The organism is Dongshaea marina (genome assembly GCF_003072645.1).
Classification (GTDB): Bacteria; Pseudomonadota; Gammaproteobacteria; order Enterobacterales; family Aeromonadaceae; genus Dongshaea; species Dongshaea marina.
Genome location: NZ_CP028897.1, coordinates 3,839,873 through 3,859,256 on the forward strand (window position 1 = coordinate 3,839,873; position 19,384 = coordinate 3,859,256).

At 51.7% G+C, this 19,384-nt stretch carries 15 protein-coding genes and 1 pseudogene; 2 read left to right on the forward strand and 14 right to left on the reverse strand.

From position 1 onward, the window contains the following. Positions 1-57 precede the first annotated feature (57 nt). Positions 58-1,263, reverse strand: coding sequence for a tyrosine--tRNA ligase (tyrS, locus tag DB847_RS17980; RefSeq protein ID WP_108651943.1), 1,206 nt, complete (start codon positions 1,261-1,263; stop codon positions 58-60). A 171-nt stretch (positions 1,264-1,434) separates the two neighbouring features. Here tyrS and DB847_RS17985 point away from each other — a divergent pair, with 171 nt between their 5' ends. Then, positions 1,435-2,679: a peptidoglycan DD-metalloendopeptidase family protein gene (locus DB847_RS17985; RefSeq protein WP_108653014.1), complete on the forward strand. Its 1,245-nt coding sequence runs from the start codon at positions 1,435-1,437 to the stop codon at positions 2,677-2,679. Between the two features lie 371 nt (positions 2,680-3,050). Next, positions 3,051-3,323: a hypothetical protein gene (locus DB847_RS17990; RefSeq protein ID WP_108651944.1), complete on the forward strand. Its 273-nt coding sequence runs from the start codon at positions 3,051-3,053 to the stop codon at positions 3,321-3,323. Here the strand turns inward: DB847_RS17990 and DB847_RS17995 are convergent. From DB847_RS17995 to clcA, 13 genes and pseudogenes are all read right to left on the reverse strand, one after another. Beyond that, on the reverse strand, positions 3,314-5,896 hold the full coding sequence (locus DB847_RS17995) for an efflux RND transporter permease subunit (protein ID WP_325049092.1): 2,583 nt from the start codon (positions 5,894-5,896) through the stop codon (positions 3,314-3,316). The two genes, DB847_RS17990 and DB847_RS17995, sit on opposite strands and share 10 nt — an antisense overlap. Beyond that, complete coding sequence (locus tag DB847_RS26435; RefSeq protein ID WP_325049093.1) at positions 5,806-6,426, reverse strand: efflux RND transporter permease subunit; 621 nt, start codon at positions 6,424-6,426, stop codon at positions 5,806-5,808. Before DB847_RS26435 ends, DB847_RS17995 begins: the two co-directional genes overlap by 91 nt. Continuing rightward, complete coding sequence (locus tag DB847_RS18000; RefSeq protein WP_159084728.1) at positions 6,407-7,195, reverse strand: efflux RND transporter periplasmic adaptor subunit; 789 nt, start codon at positions 7,193-7,195, stop codon at positions 6,407-6,409. The genes DB847_RS26435 and DB847_RS18000 overlap by 20 nt, the downstream gene beginning before the upstream one ends. Continuing rightward, positions 7,183-7,512 carry a hypothetical protein gene (locus DB847_RS18005; RefSeq protein ID WP_108651946.1) on the reverse strand — a complete coding sequence of 110 codons (330 nt, stop codon included), beginning with the start codon at positions 7,510-7,512 and terminating at the stop codon, positions 7,183-7,185. The genes DB847_RS18000 and DB847_RS18005 overlap by 13 nt, the downstream gene beginning before the upstream one ends. Positions 7,513-8,315: 803 nt before the next feature. Then, on the reverse strand, positions 8,316-9,776 hold the full coding sequence (locus DB847_RS18010; RefSeq protein ID WP_108651947.1) for a uracil-xanthine permease family protein: 1,461 nt from the start codon (positions 9,774-9,776) through the stop codon (positions 8,316-8,318). 351 nt (positions 9,777-10,127) lie between these two features. Continuing rightward, positions 10,128-11,156: a hypothetical protein gene (locus DB847_RS18015; RefSeq protein WP_108651948.1), complete on the reverse strand. Its 1,029-nt coding sequence runs from the start codon at positions 11,154-11,156 to the stop codon at positions 10,128-10,130. Further along, positions 11,153-11,371: a hypothetical protein gene (locus tag DB847_RS18020; protein ID WP_159084729.1), complete on the reverse strand. Its 219-nt coding sequence runs from the start codon at positions 11,369-11,371 to the stop codon at positions 11,153-11,155. Before DB847_RS18020 ends, DB847_RS18015 begins: the two co-directional genes overlap by 4 nt. A 128-nt stretch (positions 11,372-11,499) precedes the next feature. Next, the gene (locus tag DB847_RS18025; protein ID WP_108651950.1) at positions 11,500-12,777 is read right to left on the reverse strand and encodes a hypothetical protein; all 1,278 of its coding nucleotides are present in this window, start codon (positions 12,775-12,777) and stop codon (positions 11,500-11,502) included. 155 nt (positions 12,778-12,932) lie between these two features. After that, positions 12,933-14,087: a COG1361 family protein gene (locus DB847_RS24515; protein WP_159084730.1), complete on the reverse strand. Its 1,155-nt coding sequence runs from the start codon at positions 14,085-14,087 to the stop codon at positions 12,933-12,935. Next, on the reverse strand, positions 14,081-15,670 hold the full coding sequence (locus DB847_RS18035) for a glycosyl hydrolase family 18 protein (protein WP_108651952.1): 1,590 nt from the start codon (positions 15,668-15,670) through the stop codon (positions 14,081-14,083). Before DB847_RS18035 ends, DB847_RS24515 begins: the two co-directional genes overlap by 7 nt. Before the next feature lie 631 nt (positions 15,671-16,301). Continuing rightward, positions 16,302-16,691 (reverse strand): helix-turn-helix domain-containing protein, encoded by a 390-nt coding sequence (locus tag DB847_RS18040; protein WP_159084731.1) that lies wholly within the window; start codon positions 16,689-16,691, stop codon positions 16,302-16,304. 666 nt (positions 16,692-17,357) lie between these two features. Beyond that, positions 17,358-17,708: an iron-sulfur cluster insertion protein ErpA gene (gene erpA, locus DB847_RS18045; protein WP_108651954.1), complete on the reverse strand. Its 351-nt coding sequence runs from the start codon at positions 17,706-17,708 to the stop codon at positions 17,358-17,360. A gap of 55 nt (positions 17,709-17,763) precedes the next feature. After that, a pseudogene (clcA, locus tag DB847_RS18050) lies at positions 17,764-19,195 on the reverse strand (H(+)/Cl(-) exchange transporter ClcA). Between the last annotated feature and the right edge of the window lie 189 nt (positions 19,196-19,384).

Here is a 19,384-nt window from a genome sequence, read left to right on the forward strand (position 1 = left end):
AAAACGGCGCGATAGCTGTCGCTATCGCGCCGTCATTATCAACGGATACTCGCCGGATTACTGTGCGCTCAGTGTCACTCTGGCAAATTTACGCTTGCCCACCTGGTACACCTTACAACCCTCTTCAGCCAGCTGCTTGGTGTCTTCAACCTTCTGACCATCGATCTTGACTGCACCCTGGCGGATCATCCGGATCGCTTCTGAGGTCGAGCCCACCAGCCCCGCATCTTTGAGAAGGTTGCCCAGTGCCAGTCCTTCTGAGTTACACTGCATCTCGAACTCTGGCATCTCATCGGGGATCGCATTTTTCTGGAACTTCTGCACAAAGTCATTGTGTGCCCGCTCAGCAGACTCTGCATCGTGATAGCGAGCGATCAGCTCCTTCGCCAGCAGGATCTTGATATCCCGTGGGTTGGCCTGACTCGCCTCAACATCGCTCTTAAAGCCTGCAATCTCTTCGAGTGAGCGCTCGGACAACAGCTCATAGAAGCGCCACATCAGCTCATCTGAAACCGACATGATCTTACCAAACATCTCGTTTGGTGCCTCATCGATCCCAATGTAATTATTGGCCGACTTCGACATCTTCTTCACGCCATCCAGACCTTCCAGCAGTGGCATCATCAATACACACTGAGGCTTTTGTCCCGCGTCTTTTTGCAGCTCGCGTCCCATCAGCAGGTTAAACTTCTGATCGGTGCCACCCAGCTCCAGATCGGACTCCAGCGCAACCGAATCATAGCCCTGCAGCAGAGGGTAAAGAAACTCGTGAATTGAGATGGATTGTCCCTGGCTATAGCGCTTTTTAAAATCGTCTCGCTCCAGCATCCGGGCTACAGTCTGCTTGGCAGCCAGCTTGATCATCCCTACCGCGCCCAGCTCAGCCAGCCATTCGGAATTATAGACGATGCGGGTCTTCTCCAGATCCAGGATCTTAAATGCCTGATCGGCATAGGTCTTGGCATTCTCCAGCACCTGCTCTTCAGAAAGAGGCGGGCGGGTTGCGTTCTTACCGGTCGGATCGCCAACCTGTGCGGTAAAATCACCAAACAGCAGGATCACCTCATGGCCCAGCTTCTGGAATTGACGCAATTTATTAAGAACCACGGTGTGGCCCAGATGGATATCTGGCGCTGTCGGGTCCATACCAAACTTGATCCGAAGGGGACGCTCCTCTTTGAGCTTCTCGATCAACTCCTCTTCAACCAGGATCTCCTCCGATCCTCGTTTGATCTCTGCAAGAGCTTCTTCCAACCGGGACATAAATCTCTCTCTGTATCTCAAATTCGCAAACTGTCAAGGGATCACATCTTACTGGAATGGCGGGCTAAATGGAAAGATTGTAAACTAACCAATAGGGAGTTCCTTTAAAAAGAAGCGCTTGTGACACTTTTAAACCGGATCCGTCGCCTTCCAAGGCTGCATAAAACCCTGATGCTATTTTTTGGCATCCTGCTGGTCGTCATCGCTCTCCACCCTTCGGCCCAGACCCTGGTGCGCCAGGAGCTTGATGGCAGCCCGAATAAAGCGCTCCCCGGTGTCAGTTATTCACTCCTCCTGGATCTCAAAGAAGCGCCGCTTCCAAAGCTTGCATCTGAGCTTCATCATCAGCTGTATCGGGTTCAACCCGGAGACTCCCTGACCCGGATCTGGCAAAAGATGAATCTTCCCCTCAAAGAGCTCTATACCCTTGAAAAAGGACCTCTGGTTAAAAAGTCTCTGCGCCAGCTAAAACCCGGAGATAAACTGCAGTTTATCCTGGATCAGCAGCACGGCTTTCACTCACTCCAATACCCCATGGGTGATGAAAAAGTTCTGACCCTCTCTAAGCAGGGAGACACTCTCAAGGCCAGGGTTGTAGAAGCCCCCCTGAGTTCCCGAGTCCGTTTTGCCCAAGGGAAGATCCAAAGCAACTTCTGGAATGCAGCCATAGAGGCAGGCCTGAGTGAGAACACTCTGATGGAGCTTGCCGGGATCTTTAGCTGGGATATCGACTTTGCTAATGATCTACGCCCGGGAGATAGGTTCAGTGTGCTCTACAGTGATCAGTACCGGGATGGCAAATTTGTTAAAGCCGGAGATATTCTGGCCGCCGAGTTTATCAATCAGGGCGAACGCTTCACTGCTATCCGTAATAGCGATGGTCGCTACTATACCCCGGATGGTAAGGCTATGCGCAAGAGCTTCCTGCGTGCTCCGGTCAACTTCCGCTATATCTCCTCCAACTTTAATCCAAGGCGGCTGCACCCGGTGACCGGCAGGGTGAGACCTCACAACGGTATCGACTATGTCGCACCGATCGGAACACCGATTCTGGCAGCCGGTGATGGCATCGTCACTCGCTCCTCCAGAAATAGCCTCAACGGTAACTATGTGTTTATCCGGCATAACTCCCGTTATACCACCAAATACCTGCACCTCAATCGCCGCTATGTCAAAACCGGCGCCCGGGTCAAACAGAGCCAGGTGATCGGCACCCTTGGCAAAACCGGACGGGTCACAGGTGCTCATCTTCACTATGAGTTCGTGGTCAATGGGGTACACCGCAACCCACGCACGGTAAAACTGCCCCAGGCAAGCTCTCTCAAGGGCTCTAAGCTGGCAGCTTTCAAGCTCATTGCCCACCAGGAGCTCGGGCAACTGCAACAGATCCAAAACGTCATGCTGGCGATGCGTTAATGCCGCGACGCTGCATTAACGCCAGGGGACATGCTGCTCCCAAATAGGATTACCAGCTGCACTGTGGTGGGTACCTGAAGTCATAGGAGAGCTCATACCTATCATGAAAGAAAGGTGATCAGTTTGTTCTGATAATCCATGAGTCATTTACGCCACGCAGCAAGTACATCCTGTATGCTCGATGCCAGCATCCATGCTGGCAACGGGCTAAATGACTCACAGACTATCCAAATTGGAGTTAGCTATAACCTGATCACTCAACCATCGGGATTGGTATTATTAGCACACTGGCTTTTCCAAGCCCTACTGCTGGCCGATAATAAAGACGGGGCTATGCGGGAGAAATGCTATGTTGGAGTCCTCTTCTCTGGATGTTCATCGCCCCCGGCTGCAAGGCACAGGATATCAGGTTCGATTCAGGCGCAGGCGACCATAAGGTGTGGCTGAGCTCGGACAACCACCAGTTCCGTTACCTGGTCGCCATCTCAGATCAGGATCAACAAAAATTCAGTGGTAAGATTAAGGAGGTCGCGGCAGGATTTAACTTTCAAAATGCTCCTCCGCCAAGGTCTCTGCCCATCCAGTATATTGGTAACATTATTAAATTTGAGGCCAAACATATCATGACGATCGTTCAGCCCTGAACTTGTCGATTACAATAATCTATCCTTGCCTCCCGCCGGTTCAACCGCAGCAGACAGGGCGTCATCACCAGAGTCAGCAAAGTGGCAAACGCCAGGCCTCCGGCCACCACGGTCGCAAGCTGAGACCACCATTGCATGGAGGGGCCTCCGAACTCAATACTTCGGTCAATGAGATTGAGGTTGATCTCAAGCACCATGGGCAGCAGGCCCAGGATGGTGGTCACCGAGGTGAGCATCACAGGGCGCAGGCGCTGGGCTCCGGTGGTTAGAATCGCATCTATCTGACTCAACCCCTGACGACGCAATCGATTATAGGTATCGATCAAAACAATGTTGTTATTGACCACAATCCCGACCAGAGCGATCACACCGATCCCGGACATCACCACCCCAAAGGGTTTTTGGGCGATCATCAATCCCAGCAGTACCCCAACCGTGCTAAATAAAACCGCAGTTAAGATCAAAAATGCCTGGTAAAACGAATTGAACTGAGTAACCAGAATAATCGCCATCACAAACAGGGCCAAGGCAAACGCCTTGCTCAGGAAGGCGGATGATTCCTCCTGCTCCTCATTCTCTCCACGCACATTCAGGAGCACGGATTCCGGCAACAGTTTCTGCTCCCTGATCTGCTCAAGAAGTTTAGGCAGCTCCAGGCTAAGCAGGTATCCCTGCTGCATGTCAGCGCTCAGGGTCAGGGTCTGTAGGGTATCTACCTTGCTGATGACTGAAACCCTGGGCTTGGGCTCCAGGGTCACAAAGTTACGGATCGGGACTGTCCCCAGGGCGGTTTGCACCCGCAAGCTCTGGAGCCTTTGCAGGTTACGCTGCTCTTTAGGAAAGCGCACCCGGATTTCCACCTCATCATCCACATCATCGGGACGATACTCTCCTACACGCAGGCCGTTGGTGACCAACTGCACCGTATTACCCAGCAGGGTTGCATCCGCCCCGAAACGGGCGGCCTTGCTGCGGTCGACTGCCAGCCGCCATTCAATCCCGGCCCTGGGTGCAGTGTCATCCACATTCAAAAACGCAGGATTTTCCTCCACAATTTTCCTGAGCTGTTTAATCAACCCAGGGAGCTCTTCAGGGTTTTGTGAGCTTAGCTCCAAAACCAGATCCTTACCCACAGGCGGACCATCTTTATCGGGTTGGATCTCAACCTCCACTCCCGCAAGAATCGATAATCGCTGCTCAATCTCTCGGGAGATCTGTTTATGATCGGGACGATACTGCCAGTCGATGAGATTTAGCCTTAATCTGCCAAGCTCCTCTTCACCCCCCACCCGCACATACAGAGACTCTAATCCGGAAACATCAATTAACCGCTCTGAGGCCTGTCGCACCAACAGATCTTTCTCATCCAAAGAGAGGTCGCCATCGGAGCGCAGGGTTACAGTGATCCCCTCAGGCTCAACCTCAGGGAAAAATTCGCTTCCAAGCCCGGAACGGCCATATCCCCAGAACACCAGGAGCGCCAATGCCGATGCCAGCAGAACTATCTTCCAGGGATGTTCCAGAGCCAGGCGCAGCAGCTTTATATAACTGGCTGTCCAGCCGGTGAGTCCGCTGAGATCTCCTTTTTCCATCCCCAGATAGCGCTGACGGATCTCTGGTGTTACCGGCCTGGGCCCTCCCCACCAGCTTCCCAATACGGGAACAAATATTAATGCCATCACCAAAGAGGCACTCAGGGTGGCGATCAGGGTGATCGGCAGATATTTCATAAATTCACCGACAATCCCGGGCCAGAACAACAATGGGGCAAAAGCCGCCAAGGTGGTGGCGGTCGATGCGATGATCGGCATCGCCATGCGCCGAGCAGCCAGGGCATAGGCCTGCTGCCTGTGTTGTCCCTCGCTCATGGCTCGATCCGCATACTCTGTCACCACGATCGCCCCATCAACCAAGAGGCCAACAGCCATAATCAGCGAGAACAGCACCACCATGTTGATGGTATAGCCAAACACGGCCAGCACCAGGATCCCGGTCAGGAACGAGCCAGGTATCGAAATCCCCACCAACGCCGCCGTTCTGAGACCCAGCAGAGCAACAATCACGATCACCACCAGGATCACCGCAATCAGCACGCTATTTTGCAGATCGCTCAACATCATCTCGACATGCTCCGAAGCATCCCAGGTATAGAGCACGCTAACCGAAGCTGGCCATTGGGAACGTTTAGCATCGATTTGGCTTTTGATCCCCTCCACCAGCGCGATCAGGTTTTCTCCCGGACGCTTCTTGATCTCAAGGGAAATTGCAGGAGCACCGTTGAGATAGGCGTAGGAGACTGGGTCTTTAAAGGAGCGGCGGATGGTCGCGACCTGGCCAAAGGTGATCACCCGATCGCCCCTTGCTTTGATTGGCTGCTCCAGAATATCGGTGATCGACTGGTAGACCGAAGGAACCTTGACCGGGAAACGTCCCTTGCCGGTATCCAGGCTGCCCGCCGCTACCAGTCGATTATTGCGCGAGATCAACGGGAAAATATCACTCTGATCCAGCTGGTAGCTCTCAACCAGTAACGGATCCACCAGAACCTCAAGCATATCTTCCCGCTCACCCACCACATCCACCTCGAGAATGGCGGGATTGCTCTCCAGGCCCCCTTCATCTGGCGAGCCAGTTTCAATAGCGTTCTCAAAGGGGCCTTGCCGGATAGGATCACCGTCAATACCGGGTGCTCAGAGGCCATGGTGATCTCTTTGACCTCCGGCTCATCACTATCGGCCGGCAACTCAACCTTGGCCAGATCCACCTTCTCCCGTACATCATTGAGCGCCTGCCCCGGATCAAGCCCTGCCTCAAATTTTAAAAACAGCGAGGCGCCCCCCTCCCGGGCAGTAGCATACAGGGTCCGGATCCCCTCAATGCCTCGCAGCTCCTGCTCCAGAGGACGGATCAGCAGCCGCTCGGCGTCCTGGGGTGAGATCCCCTGATGATTGACCGAGATGATCATGTAGGGAATCGTGATATCCGGAGTGGACTCCTTGGGGATGGTGACATAGATAAAGCCGCCGGCAACCAGCAACAGCACGAGAACCATCACCACAGTACGGGTGCGATAGATAGCCTGCTCAATCAGTTTTCGGCTCATCTGCTTTTCCTGTAGAGATAACCTCCACCTGCTCCCCGGGTAACACGAACCCCTGACCGACGGTGATCACCTCCAGGGTGCCATGCATACCGCTGACCCAAACTCCATCGGCATCGGCCTGGACTAATGAAACCGGGGTAAACTTAACCAGCCCACTCTCAACGCTCATGACGCCTATCTCTCCATCATCGGCCAGAGCCAGCAGTGCGGGAGAGATATGAATGGCATCCAGGGTGTTCAGGGGTAGCTTGACTTCGGCGCTCATCCCGGCACGATATCGCCAGTCTCGGTTATCTATAGCCACCTCGATTCGAAACAGATGGGTACTGACATCGGCGCTACCAGAGATATAACGAACTTTTCCCTGAGTGTGACTGCCATCGGCAAAGCGGATCTCTGCGACCTCCCCCAGCTTGATCTGTGCCATCTCCAGCTCAGGAACATCGGCCCGGATCACCAGGGGATTAAGCTCAATAAATTCTCCAAGCCGCCCTCCTGGTTGCACCAGGGAGCCAAGCTCCACGGAGCGGCTCTGTAGCATCCCGGGATAGGGAGCACGGATCAGCGTATGCTCAATCTCCAGCTCCCATCGGGCGACCTGAGCCTGAGCCTCTTTCAAAGCCGCTTTGGCAGTCGCCAGCTGCACCTTTCCCTGATAGCCCTTCTTAGCAAGATGCTCGGCACCGATAAACTCAAGCTGTTTCTGAGCGAGCAGGGCTCTGGCCTGTGCCAGCAGCTCCTCCCGTGTGTCCATGCTCAGTCGGAACAAGGGCTCCCCCCCTTGACCTTAACCCCTTTTTCCTTAAGTAATGCCTCTATCTCCCCGCTGATCTGGGCTCTTAGCACCGTCTGTCGGGCTGGCTCTGTCATCCCATAAAGAGTCAATCGCTTCACGGTTGGTTCGGCTTTAAACATTTGAGTCTGGACCCGAACCGGGGATGTTTGCACGCTGGAATCCTGGATTCTGGCTGGCTTTTCCCGGGGTTGACCTATGCCGGAGGCAAACCATAACAGCAGAGCAATCACCAGGATCAGGGCGATCAGGTAAGGGCGCCTGGAAAGGCTTGATTGTAGCTGTGCCAGCATAGTGCAATCCCTTGCAAATCAGCTGCCTGAGGCAGAACAATATCCGTTACTCTTTTAAGTGTAGCTGCAGGCGCAGGGGGCGTTTTATCCTGCACATAAGATGCATTGCATGCAGCTTGATTGTGGCTACCGCAACAGGAGTGTCGGGGGCGCCCGACAGCGCCCTACTTTTGTATCGTCAAAAGTAGGCAAAATCTCGCTACGCGCTGCGAGTCCCTCCGCAGAGCTTCGCAGTTCGGCGTCCTGCCTCTAAAACCTAAAATATGCAGATGATCTCAATACACCCTCATTTAGAAATCGAAGAAAGGAAGTTTCCCCCCATGAACGAGTGCCGAGGCGAGCCGTAGAGGATTGAAGTCGAGAAACAGGATGTTTCGAGAGAACAGTCAGTATAGGGATATGCTGTCTGTTCGGTGCTTGAATCCTTAGGTGAGACGAAGGGTTTAGCGAGATAAGGGGCGTCCCGGGAGATGCAAGAGGGTGCGGACGAGCGCACCTTCTTGCCCGCTGTCGGGCGGCCCCGACGCTTGCGTGGCGAAGCCACATATCCTGCCATCTGCAGGATATAAGAAATCCTTTCCTGCCGCAGGTAGCTATCGTCGATTACCATCCCTGATAATCTCTCCCTGCTCGGTATCCTTACCTCACGTTACGTTACTCCGAGAGTAACTACACCCATGACTATCGCAACATTCACACCTCCATGTGCAGCATCCGCGGCCGGACAACGGTGCCGCAGGCATAAATTTGCTGACCGCAGGTCAAACAAGCCAGTCCCCCGGACTTTCCGGGAGACGAACAACTCACACATGGTCATCATGATGCCGCCACTTAGGTAAAGTGATCACCGCCTGTTTACGCTTGACTGCTGACTTACTCCCGGGAAAGAGGATCAAATTAAGAAGCATCGCCGCAATACCGCCGGTCGCAACCCCAAAAGAGAGCACACTGCGAATTAGGGGTGGCAGGTGCACCAGCAGATTTGGAACCTGAGAGACTCCGAGTCCCAACCCCAAAGAGACGGTCAGGATCAGCAGGGCCCGGCGATCCAACTCCTGCTTGGCGATGATCCGGATCCCCGCCGCGGCTATGGTGCCAAACATGATAATGGTGGCTCCTCCCAGCACCGGCTGGGGAATATTCTGGATGAGAAAAGCCACAGAAGGCAGAAAGCCCAGCAGGATCAGCATAAGTGCAGCTATGATTCCAACTCTGCGACTGGCGACACCGGTTAGCTGGATCACCCCGTTGTTCTGGGCAAAATTAGACAGAGGGAAAGTCCCCGTCAGCGCCGCCAGAGCAGAGTTGAGCCCTGAAGCCAGCACTCCTCCCCCAATTCGTCGCATATAGAGTGGGCCATCAACCGGCTCCCGGGAGATATCTGAGGTTGCTGTGATATCTCCAATCGCCTCAAAGCAGGTCACAATCGCAATGATGGCTAATGGAATAAACAACGCAAAGCTGAAATGAAAGCCGTACGGTAAAAAAGCAGGCAGGGTAAACAGGCTCTCATGGGCCGGAGCCTGATAGTGGACCACTCCCAGCCACCAGGCAGATAGATAGCCAATGACCATGGCGATTACGATCGCGGACAAACGCAAAAAGGAGCAGTTGACCAGGTTGCAGATCACTATGATTAAAAATACCAGGGCTGATAGCCCAAGGTTGGTCAGGGAGCCAAAACTGCCATCTTGCATCGCCCCATAGCCGCCCCCCATGCTCACCACTCCCTCCTTGATCAGGGTCAGGCCTATCAGAAGTACAATAATCCCGGTCACCAATGGAGTGATCACCCGCCGTAACCAATGAAGGCAGCGGCTGACCAGAACCATCACCAGGGCAGAGATAAACAGGGTCCCAAACAGGGTACCCAACATGGTTTGGGTGTCCACGCCCGCATGCTGCAGTGCAAGACCTGCGACAATGATCGGGCTGACGAAATTAAAGCTGGTTCCCTGAACCGCGAGCAACCCACATCCCACCCGACCCAGGCGCTTGGTCTGGATCAGGGTGCCTACTCCGGACATGATGAGTGACAGGGAGACAATATATTGAATATCTGCAGCCGGTAATTTCAGGGCACTACCGATAATCAACGGCGGGGTAATGATGCCCACAAACATCGCCAGCATATGCTGCAAGGCTGCAAATATAGCTTGCAATATGGGTGGTTTATCATTAATTCCATAAACCAGATCCTGGGGTGGAACGGACTTAACTGAGTGTTCAGCCCTGACTTGCTGCTCTGCCATCTCGCTCTCCATCGTTTTTCAACCATGGCAATATGAGCCGCACTGCACCACCTCGCTCAGTGAAGGGCATATTGTCTTAGAAGCAACAGTTTAGGGTGAAAATCGATATGAAAAACATGACCTGCCGCAAACTTGAGCTCATGCATTTAATTTTTTTGATTTTATACAGGCTATAAATCAATTTTTTTATCAAAAGAATGAGTCATCCCTTCACTCATCACCAGCTAAGTTGCGCTTAGCAGGCCAGATAAAAAAGCCCCGCACCAGGTGCGGGACTCAAAATGAGATCACGAGCCGGGCTCACACCAGAGAGCCCGGTTTATCACAGAAGCTATAGGCCAGTCGGCGATTGCTCATACTGCATCACTTTATTTTTAAGCCAGCCACTATCTGAGCCATTGGTTGGGCCGTTGCCAACACTGGTTGCGGTGCCGCCGCCCCACAAGATAGCAAACACATGGGCATCCCTGGCCTGCTCCATGTGACTAATCCCCAGTTATAGTGATTCAGAGCAAGATACTGATCGATAGTGCAGGTTTGTGCATGATCCCCACAACTATAATCCCCGCCAGTTAAAGGCGTTTGCTGAATATACCCCTGAAGGTTGGACATATCCGGCAGGATATTGCTATCCCCAAAGAAGTAATCCGGCGCCGTGGATGCATGAGTGCCCCGGGTATCCACATCGCCCATTAGCTGCAGATGTCCTCCGGGGAGTTGCCAAAGCATCACAGGAATATTTTCTAACCCGGAGCTCATCTGACTGACATAGGTCATATAGTTATTCCAATCACGACCGTTCCACAGCCAACCCGCTGCCACAAAGTCTGGGATCACATCGCGCTCATACTTATCAAACACCAGGAAGTCGGGTTTATAGGTCCCGCTATAAACCCCAAGCTCCTTGAGCAATGCCAGGGTCGGTGTCGACATTTTAGACTGTACATCAGCCTGGGCATAATCATTGTGTACCCAATGGGCACTCCCCGCATTCCAGACATTCTCCTGCCAGCCATAGGTAACGTCTGGACCCGCATCTTTTATCGCCCAGTTGGTGGCCTGGATCCATCCCTTAAAGTCATCGGCAAATTGAGGGAGTTCAACCTGATAGTTCGCCGGATATTGCTCAATAATATCCAGAGCCTCACTCTCAAAGGCCGACTTCATATCCCAGGGGCTATAAACATTCTGCGCATGGAAATCACCATGACTCACCGCATCGAATAATTGCTTTGGTGTACCGGTAAAATCGATATGTTTTCCATTGCTCAAATCAAGGCTCCACTGATGAGAGGTATGGATAAACCAGTAGGCCTCCTTGAGGGCTCGATTGACCTCTATGTTCCTATCTTTGAGCTTGCCATCAACATAAAGATCCTGCTGTTGAATCATCCCAGCAGATCCGGGTTAAGTACAATTGAGCCCGAGCTCGCACTGTTACCTTGATTTTCAAGGGTATTGGAGACCAGCATCAGGTTGATAAAATGCTTCATCAGATTGTCATATTCAAAGTCCGTATAAGCCACACCACCACTCATCTGTGCCGTATAAACCACCATCACGGGTTTTACCTGGTGATGATTCGCAGCCGTGGTTTTCTCCGCCACCCCCATGATATTTTGGCTATAGACAGGATAAACTATCTTGCCAGGATCACCGGTTCCCCCATCTCCTGCGTAGCGGAAGATTGCATCTATCTTTGAATCATTCAGAGCAGGGTCTTGCGTCCCGATATTCAGTGCCCCTGAGCGATATAATCCGGCCAGCCCGTCACGACGGGTGCGACAGCGGATGCAACATAGCTCAGGTGAGCACTGTTGCTTCCAGCGGCACTCACCTCAAAAGAGACCGGTTGCGCCCTATAAAGGGAGTCACCACTACGGATCGTGGCACCGGCCAGGGTAAAGTGGCCCGCTTCGGTATTGAACTGCTGCCGTCCGTTACCCACCGGGGTATCAATCACCTTATGACCCTGTGTATCTGTGATGCTAACTTCAGCCTGCTGAGTCGCAGTCGGCAAACCGGTCACCCGAATCGTCACAGGGTAGGAGTCAAACTTGCTCGATTTGGCTTTGACCTTGATGTTGTAGTTATCTTTATCTGCCGAGGGCGTCAGGGTCGCTGGCTTAAATGAGATGGCGTACTTGTGCCCCACCCCGAGAACATCCGGTGCAGAAAAGCTGTATTGATCGCCCGCTTTAAGGTTGGTCAACTGAGCCGGAACATTGCCCCAGGGCAAAGAGACATGGCTCTGCTCACCCGTGGTGTTATCCGTCACGACAACATCAATATTGACCGCATTATTGGGCTGTTTATGAGTCGCAGTGAAGGTAAAGCGGCCATTATAGATGTGATAATCCAGGGCTATCCTGGCCGGGTTATCTTTGGTGATCGTCAACTGTGACGGAATCGCGGCGATCTTATCTGTGCCATTCATCGCATTGATGATGTAGCTTCCCACTGCGACCTGCTGGGCCGCCCCGCTTTTGATATCTTTCCAGCTAAAACTATAGCCATTTCCCGATGTATCTGCGCTGGGAAGAAGTGCTACCAGAGCCGTATCCGGGATAGTGGAGCTACCGGACTCCTGGGAAAAGCTCACACTGCTATACACAATGGGGGCAGGAGGCTGCACCATAAAATTTGAGATCTGATAATCCGCGCTATATGGCCAGAATTTCACAGTTATCGCTTGGCCGGCTTTGGCAATAAAGTCCTCCCCAGTCGAATCAAGAGGCGCGGTACGAAACTCAACGTGGGTATCAGAAACCATCGCCGTCATTGAGGCAGCCCATGGCTCATACTGTGGGGTGCCATTGAGCTTAATCGGCTGATCTGTATCAAATTGGATCAGGTTAGTCGTCAGATCCGTATCCTGATCACAGGTAAATGTCAGGGTACTGCCGGACATACTGGGATTAGAGCTATTGAGAGTACAGGCTGCAAAAGCAGGATGCAGCGAAACCAGGGGTAAAATGGCGAGCGAAGAGAGAATTCGCTTACTCGATAGCATGATATATATCCTTATATTCGATGCATAGTCAAAATGCCTTTGAACACTGCTTTGCAGTTCATCGGCTATTTCTATGACAAAGATGCCTGGCACAGTGCAGGCATCTCTCATCAGTAGCTTTTAACCCGGATAGGGACATCCCTGAGTGGAGGTATTCAAATCAGACCACAGGTAATTCCAGGGAGCGGATTTCTGCTGCTCTGGTGTCCGCTCTTTTGGAGCCTGGCCATCGACATATTGACGAGCCTGGTAGAGCTTACCGTTATACACTGCCTGGTCCCCGCCTGATAGACAACATTCGCGCTCCAATCAAACAGCATGTCTGCAGGCTTTACCAGCTCCCATGGGCTGCCACCAGACTGGTTACTTCCCTGGCCCGGAGCCATTCCCTTATCGGCATACCACTTAGTTCGCCAGATAAAATGCTTGTAGCTCACCTTGACCCCTGCCTGGTAGGTAATGCCCGAGTCATAAGCCGGGTAGCTGGATGCATTTGGATCGGTGCAGCTTGCGGCATCCTGAATACTGTAGTTGATGCTCAGGATCGGATCTCCTCCCTGATTATCCGCCACCACATCCGTCAGGGTTTGTGAACCGCTACTGACCTGAGCATCCCGATTAGGGTTGAGAGTTATTGTCACGCTACAGCTTTCGTTAGCCGCCAGCGGAGCTTGCAAGCACTGTGCATTACTAAAAGCTGCCGCCAGAGGTAATTGCAGAGCACTGAGATTACTCAGGGCCGCCGGGGCCTCCCCGGTATTGACCAGTTTAACCAGGTAGTCCTGGCTGGCTGACGGTGTCGTGCTGGTATCCAGGCTGGTAATCACCTGATTTTGGCTATTCTCAAACACCACATGGGGCTGAGGTGCCGCCTGAACGCTGTAATTAATCGTCAGGCTCGGATCACCACTTTGATTATTGGCCACCGTATCGATCAGAGTTTGGGACCCCGAACCCACCTGTGCCTGCTTGTTACTATTGAGATTGAGATCCAGTGTACAAGCCTGGTTTGGCTGCAAAGCAGAAGATGCACACTGGGGATCATCAAAGCTGGCCCCTAATGGCAGCTGCAAACCACTTAGCTCTCCCAGGGTTGCGGGTGCATTACCGGTATTGACCAGCTGGACCTGGGATTGAGTGGCCTCCCCTACCATGGTAGTCATACTCAGAGCCGAGATTTGGCTATTATTCATATCCTCAAACACCACATTGGCCTGAGTGACGGGAGGATTGTCTGAGTTATATCCTTCGGCAAAGTTATAGATAAGGGAGTTCTGGGTATCTGTGTAGGGTGCATCCGAGTTCACCATCCAGAAGATGGCTCCCCCGAGCCCTTGTCTTTCGCATACTCACCGTAGGATTTTGCATCCTTGCCCGACAGGTAGGCGAGGAAGATGTTCCCCTGGGTTGGATAATTCGTGACCCGACTCTTCAAGGCCGGACTGGAATCCTCAGCCCATTTCAGAGTGCTGGTGACCGGCGACCAGCTATTTTGACTATAAGCAGTACTTCCTATGTAGTAGGTCTTTCCGGATGCCGGGTCTTTATAGGTCCAGTCTTTGGTGGTAAAGCCAGAAGTAAACACATCTTTGAGAAGATAGTTATAGCTGAACATGCCACCACAGGTGCTGGTTGCGACATTAAATGGAGCCGAGCCGATCGTACAGGAGGTGGTATCCATATCTCCCGGTAGCACCTGAGAGCTGGGTGAGAATGGTTGGAACAAGCCTCCCGCATCATGCCCCTGATTATCTTTGCCCTGTTGAATATTCGAAATACTGGCCCGTGAATAGGCGGGCAGCCCGATATTCACCTTGGCCAACTGATCTTTGGTTAACCCACCCTGGGTCAGGGCTTCAACCGCGGCATCCACAGAAAAATTACTGGAGGTGCCGGCAAATGGATTGGTCATTCCGGTTGGCGCCGGGAACAAGCTCGAGTTAAACCCGGTATAAGCGGTCCCACCGGCATCAAAGGCGCCATGCAGATCATAGGTCATCAGGCTCAGGTGATCGAGCCCCTGAGAGAACATGCTCTGCAGATCCTTGATAAAGGTCGCATCACCTAGCATGGATGGGGTTGCCTGGAGGGTAACAGCTAAATTAAGGCCCAGCGCTTTGATCTGCTGCACCAGCTGATCATTAGCCAGTGATTTAATGAGAAGGCTATTTTTCCAATCCTTAGGTACATTGGAAAACTCGATATCCAGGTCAACGCCTTCAACACCCTGTGCTTTAAGAACCTTGAGACTATCCAAGAAGTTCTGCTTATTTTGAGCAGAGCTAACCAAACGATCCATAATGGCGTCCCGATAGGTCCAGCCCCCTATTGCAATATAGTGCTGCAAGTTACCGGCACTGTTATTTAACTTAAGAAAGGCATCAAAAACCCCGTAGTGCACATAATCATATATTGTGTGACTGCCAGACACGGTAAAATTGCGCATCCCCAGCTTTTCACCTTCGCTGCCATCGGCCAAAAAACCACCGGATGAGACATCTTGCTGGCTCAAATCAGACCAGGGGTCATTAAATACCACTGCTCCATCTTCTGTGGGCAGCATGAAGGCATAAGCCAGGGCTGATAAGCCATTGACCTTATCCTGGAGATCCGTGTTATTGGTTGATTGCTGTGCTACAACCGGATTGTTGTTATCCATGACCGGATATCCAAATTTAACCCCGGGAATGGTATAGCTGGCTGAAGGAATCACGCGGCCGGCACTACTGGTTTCTTTAGACACATAGTTTGCATTTGAATAGCCGGCGTAGTTTGCAAAATAGGACATCAAAAATGGCTGTTTTGCCTGAACGGGGTGAGCCAACATGGCACAGAGGAGAAAGGCACTGGATACTGAAACAGACTTGCATCGATCTTTGCTGAAAACTTTCACAATCACACTCCATATGAATGAAAGAATCACTAATGAGACAAGGTCATACAAAACCTAGAATTTAAATCTGCACACTGTGGATTTTCTCTAAATCGCTACATCAACCTCCTGAATATTGGTTTGTTAATCAATTCGCTCCGATGACAACAAGGCAGAAGCAGCTCTCACATCAGAAAGAACGGAATAAATATTTACAAAATACACGATTTATTTAATTTTTATTCAGATTATCTTCATTAAATTTCTGAATGGAATTTCTGAAAGCTAAATCCGCTTCGAACTTACCAAGAATAATGGACCCATTCAACACCCTTCTTGGTATTTTTTCATGCTGCAAAGCAAGTGGGATAGATCACCCGATTAAACATACAGGAAATAATTGATAATTGAGGGTTAACAAAATTAATTTGTTTCAGAATATCGATGCAAGGCTATGCGAGTCATGGCGTGCATGTCACGCAACTTAATTGTTCTACCCAAGGAGTATGGAGTCTGATAAACAATAAATTATTTAATCTCCACTTAGAGAAAATAGACCCGGCTTACACCGAACTGCAATAGATTAAACCTGTCAAAATATGACAATTTCAAGCCGCAGAAAAGCCGGGCAGTACCTAGATAGGTTTAAAGATCAGGACTTATTAAGTAACCAACCATGCTGGCGAAGTAGCTGGCTGACCCGGGAACGGCTGAACTTCACACCACAGGCCCCCTCAATAGCTTGTGCCAGTGTCAGAGTCGTCCATTTTGCTCCATCACAGCCCCACTCCTGAGGAGAGGAGTTTTGCAGTCGGGTTAAAATTTCAGTCAGCTTATCCGCCGCCAGGCGTGGCTTTCGTCCGGTGTGGCTACGGGTTTTTAACCCCTGCTCACCATCTTCAGTCACACGTTGACACCACTGACTCACACATCCCTGGGAAACACCGATCAGCTTGGCAACTTCACTCTGTGTATATCCCTTTTCTTTACACAGCTGCACCGCGAGGTGCCTGCGATACTCTTTGGCATTACTCGAAAACATTTGAACATCCATGTGAACATTTGAGTCAGAGATGTTATTAAAAAAAAACACAAATATCAGTATTGTGCAGTGCGCCCAAAAAACACTCAAAGCCTGCTCTTTGAGTTATTTGTTTCCCCTCTATCTTATTGTTCAGGCCGCGATAGAGCTTTCAACAAACTTCTTAACTAAAGCTGAATCAAAACCAACATTTACTAAATAAACATTTGAAATAAAAAAGGATCTTATAAAATATGAAAGTGACCCAATTCCATCAAAACTTGTAAACTTTCGCTTCACTGAAAACTAAGTGGACTGACCCTCCTCCTCCTGGGATCAAAATCTATCCGGAGTGTATCGATTAGCTTTTGTTCAGATGTTCATCCCTTGATGCGTCAGCATGTGTCACAAGCCAAACACCAACGCCTCAATTTGGGACCCATTCGGGTTCATCAACCTGTTAGAACACATATGGTTTATAAACTTGAATAGAGCCGTTCTGCTGTCGCGCTGAGCTGTTTTTTTGGCCCTATTGCCATATGGGTAAATGATCCGCGGAGCCATTGAGGATTGGGATATGGATATCGCGCTTGAGCGGGCGTTCAGGAGGATAAGCTGGGTAATCTGGAGTTTATGCAAAGGAAAACAGGACGGGATGCCCTGTGCAGAGCATCCCGGGATGGGGTATTAAACCGAAAAAGAAGATCCGCAGCCACAGGTGGTGGTCGCGTTGGGGTTATTGACCAGAAAGCGTGAGCCCTCCAGCCCTTCGGTATAGTCCACTGTACCACCGACCAGGTACTGAAGGCTCATGGGATCCACAACGATCTGCACACCGTTTTTATCGATCACCATATCCCCTTCGTTGATCTTCTCATCAAAGGTGAACCCGTACTGAAACCCGGAGCAGCCTCCACCTGTGATGTAGACTCTCAGTTTCAGCTCGTGATTCTGTTCCTCTTCGAGCAGTGCCTTGACCTTGTTTGCCGCGGCATCGGTTACCTGAAGGGGCAATGTCATCTCTGCCTCTGTACTCATTGCAGTACCTCTTAACTATAAAACGGGTCGATTATCCAATACCTGACAAATGAGTTCAACTATTAGTCGCCTGGAGTTTGTCCATCGCCTTCTCCTTGGCATCCTCTTTCTTCTTACGCATCGAATTCAGCAGGGTCCGGTGCAGGATCTGAGAATAGATTGGTTTGCCACCCAACAGCTGCGCAACCACGGTTGCCCCCAGGGTCGTCAGCATCATCGGCAGGATCAGCTGGTAGTTATCCGTCATCTCGGTCACCAGCACGATCCCTGTGATCGGCGCCCGTACCGTCGCAGCAAACAGGGCACCCATTCCGGCAATCGCGAAAGTTCCGGCCTCAATATGCAGGTGGGGGAACAGCTCCATGAAACTATGGCCAAAAAAGATCCCAAACAGAGTGCCCAGCGCCAGCATGGGAGCAAAGATCCCCCCGGGGCTCCGGAGCTAAAACAGAGCACGGTTGCGATGAGACGCATCACAAACAGCCCCAGGATCACGCTAAAGGCCATGCCCGTTTCGGTAAAGGTTGGAATCAGCTTGATCCCGCCTGTGGTGAGCTCAGGCACCGCAAAGGTCAGCAGACCAAACACACCACCGAGCACAACCCCGATGATCACAAAGCGGCTGCGCTTGTTTTTATGGATCGCCTGGTAGCCATCCTGGGCCGACAGCACAAACTTGTTGAAGAAAAAGCCCAGGAAACCGAAGCAGCAACCCATGGCAAGATACAGCCACAGGGTGTTGAGCGGCGGAGCCAGGTAACGGGGCAGCTCAATGATCGCCTGCTGGCCACGGTTTAATTGCAGCACTATGGTCGAAAGAATCGCCGACAGAGCGACCGCCTTGATGGCGATAAAGGAGTAGCGAAACTGGGGACGCATCTCCTCGATGACGAATAGGATCCCGGCAAGGGGAGCGTTGAAGGCGGCCGCCAGACCACCCGCTGCACCCGCAGCCAACAGAGCATGGGAGTGATCTCTGTCCAGCTTGAAGATGTCACTGAGCATCTTACCGACATTCCCCCCATCTGCACCGAGGGTCCTTCACGCCCAAGCACCATACCGCTTCCCAGGGTACAAAGGCCTCCAAAAAACTTCACCGGCAACACCCGATACCAGCGAACCGGCCTGAGCTCATCCAAGGCCCCCTCAATCTCAGGGATCCCGGAACCACCCGCCTCAGGCGCAAACTTATGGGTCAGGTAGTAGCCTATTCCCCCCATGATACCGCTAATCACAAAGGCCGCGACAAGCAGGGTCCAGCCACTATGGGCTCCCAGATAGAGATGGCGAAGTTCGATAATCTTATCGACCCCGATCTCAAACCAGGTACAGAGCTGACCGGCAATAATCCCGGTGAGTCCGGCCAGGACCAAAACCAGGGCGGGAGTCTTGTCGAAATCTTTAGAAAGAATACGGCGTACTATGCTTGGGGATTGAGCGTCGGACCGGGACTTGGTTCCGACTATTTCGTCATTAAGATCTACCATTGTTGCTGTTTCAGTTTATCCACTCAGGAGAGTTATCCATACCACATCCCGCAGACAGCTGTTCCCAGGCGATATAGCATCGCAAGCCAGCCGGTTCGGGATACCCAGGTCGTTATATTTTTGTTATATTCGGGGGCTTTTCACTGCCATGGCACAGCCCATTGCGATCAGGAAATCCAGGAGCCTGTA

Excerpts from the sequence above, each read along its gene's own strand:
- tyrS (WP_108651943.1), bottom strand. The coding sequence starts at position 1,263 with ATGTCCCGGTTGGAAGAAGCTCTTGCAGAGATCAAACGAGGATCGGAG.
- DB847_RS17985 (WP_108653014.1), top strand. The coding sequence starts at position 1,435 with ATGCTATTTTTTGGCATCCTGCTGGTCGTCATCGCTCTCCACCCTTCG.
- DB847_RS17990 (WP_108651944.1), top strand. The coding sequence starts at position 3,051 with ATGTTCATCGCCCCCGGCTGCAAGGCACAGGATATCAGGTTCGATTCA.
- DB847_RS26435 (WP_325049093.1), bottom strand. The coding sequence starts at position 6,426 with ATGAGCCGAAAACTGATTGAGCAGGCTATCTATCGCACCCGTACTGTG.
- DB847_RS18005 (WP_108651946.1), bottom strand. The coding sequence starts at position 7,512 with ATGCTGGCACAGCTACAATCAAGCCTTTCCAGGCGCCCTTACCTGATC.
- DB847_RS18010 (WP_108651947.1), bottom strand. The coding sequence starts at position 9,776 with ATGGAGAGCGAGATGGCAGAGCAGCAAGTCAGGGCTGAACACTCAGTT.
- DB847_RS18015 (WP_108651948.1), bottom strand. The coding sequence starts at position 11,156 with ATGATTCAACAGCAGGATCTTTATGTTGATGGCAAGCTCAAAGATAGG.
- DB847_RS18025 (WP_108651950.1), bottom strand. The coding sequence starts at position 12,777 with ATGCTATCGAGTAAGCGAATTCTCTCTTCGCTCGCCATTTTACCCCTG.
- DB847_RS24515 (WP_159084730.1), bottom strand. The coding sequence starts at position 14,087 with ATGGTGAACTCGGATGCACCCTACACAGATACCCAGAACTCCCTTATC.
- DB847_RS18040 (WP_159084731.1), bottom strand. The coding sequence starts at position 16,691 with ATGTTTTCGAGTAATGCCAAAGAGTATCGCAGGCACCTCGCGGTGCAG.
- erpA (WP_108651954.1), bottom strand. The coding sequence starts at position 17,708 with ATGAGTACAGAGGCAGAGATGACATTGCCCCTTCAGGTAACCGATGCC.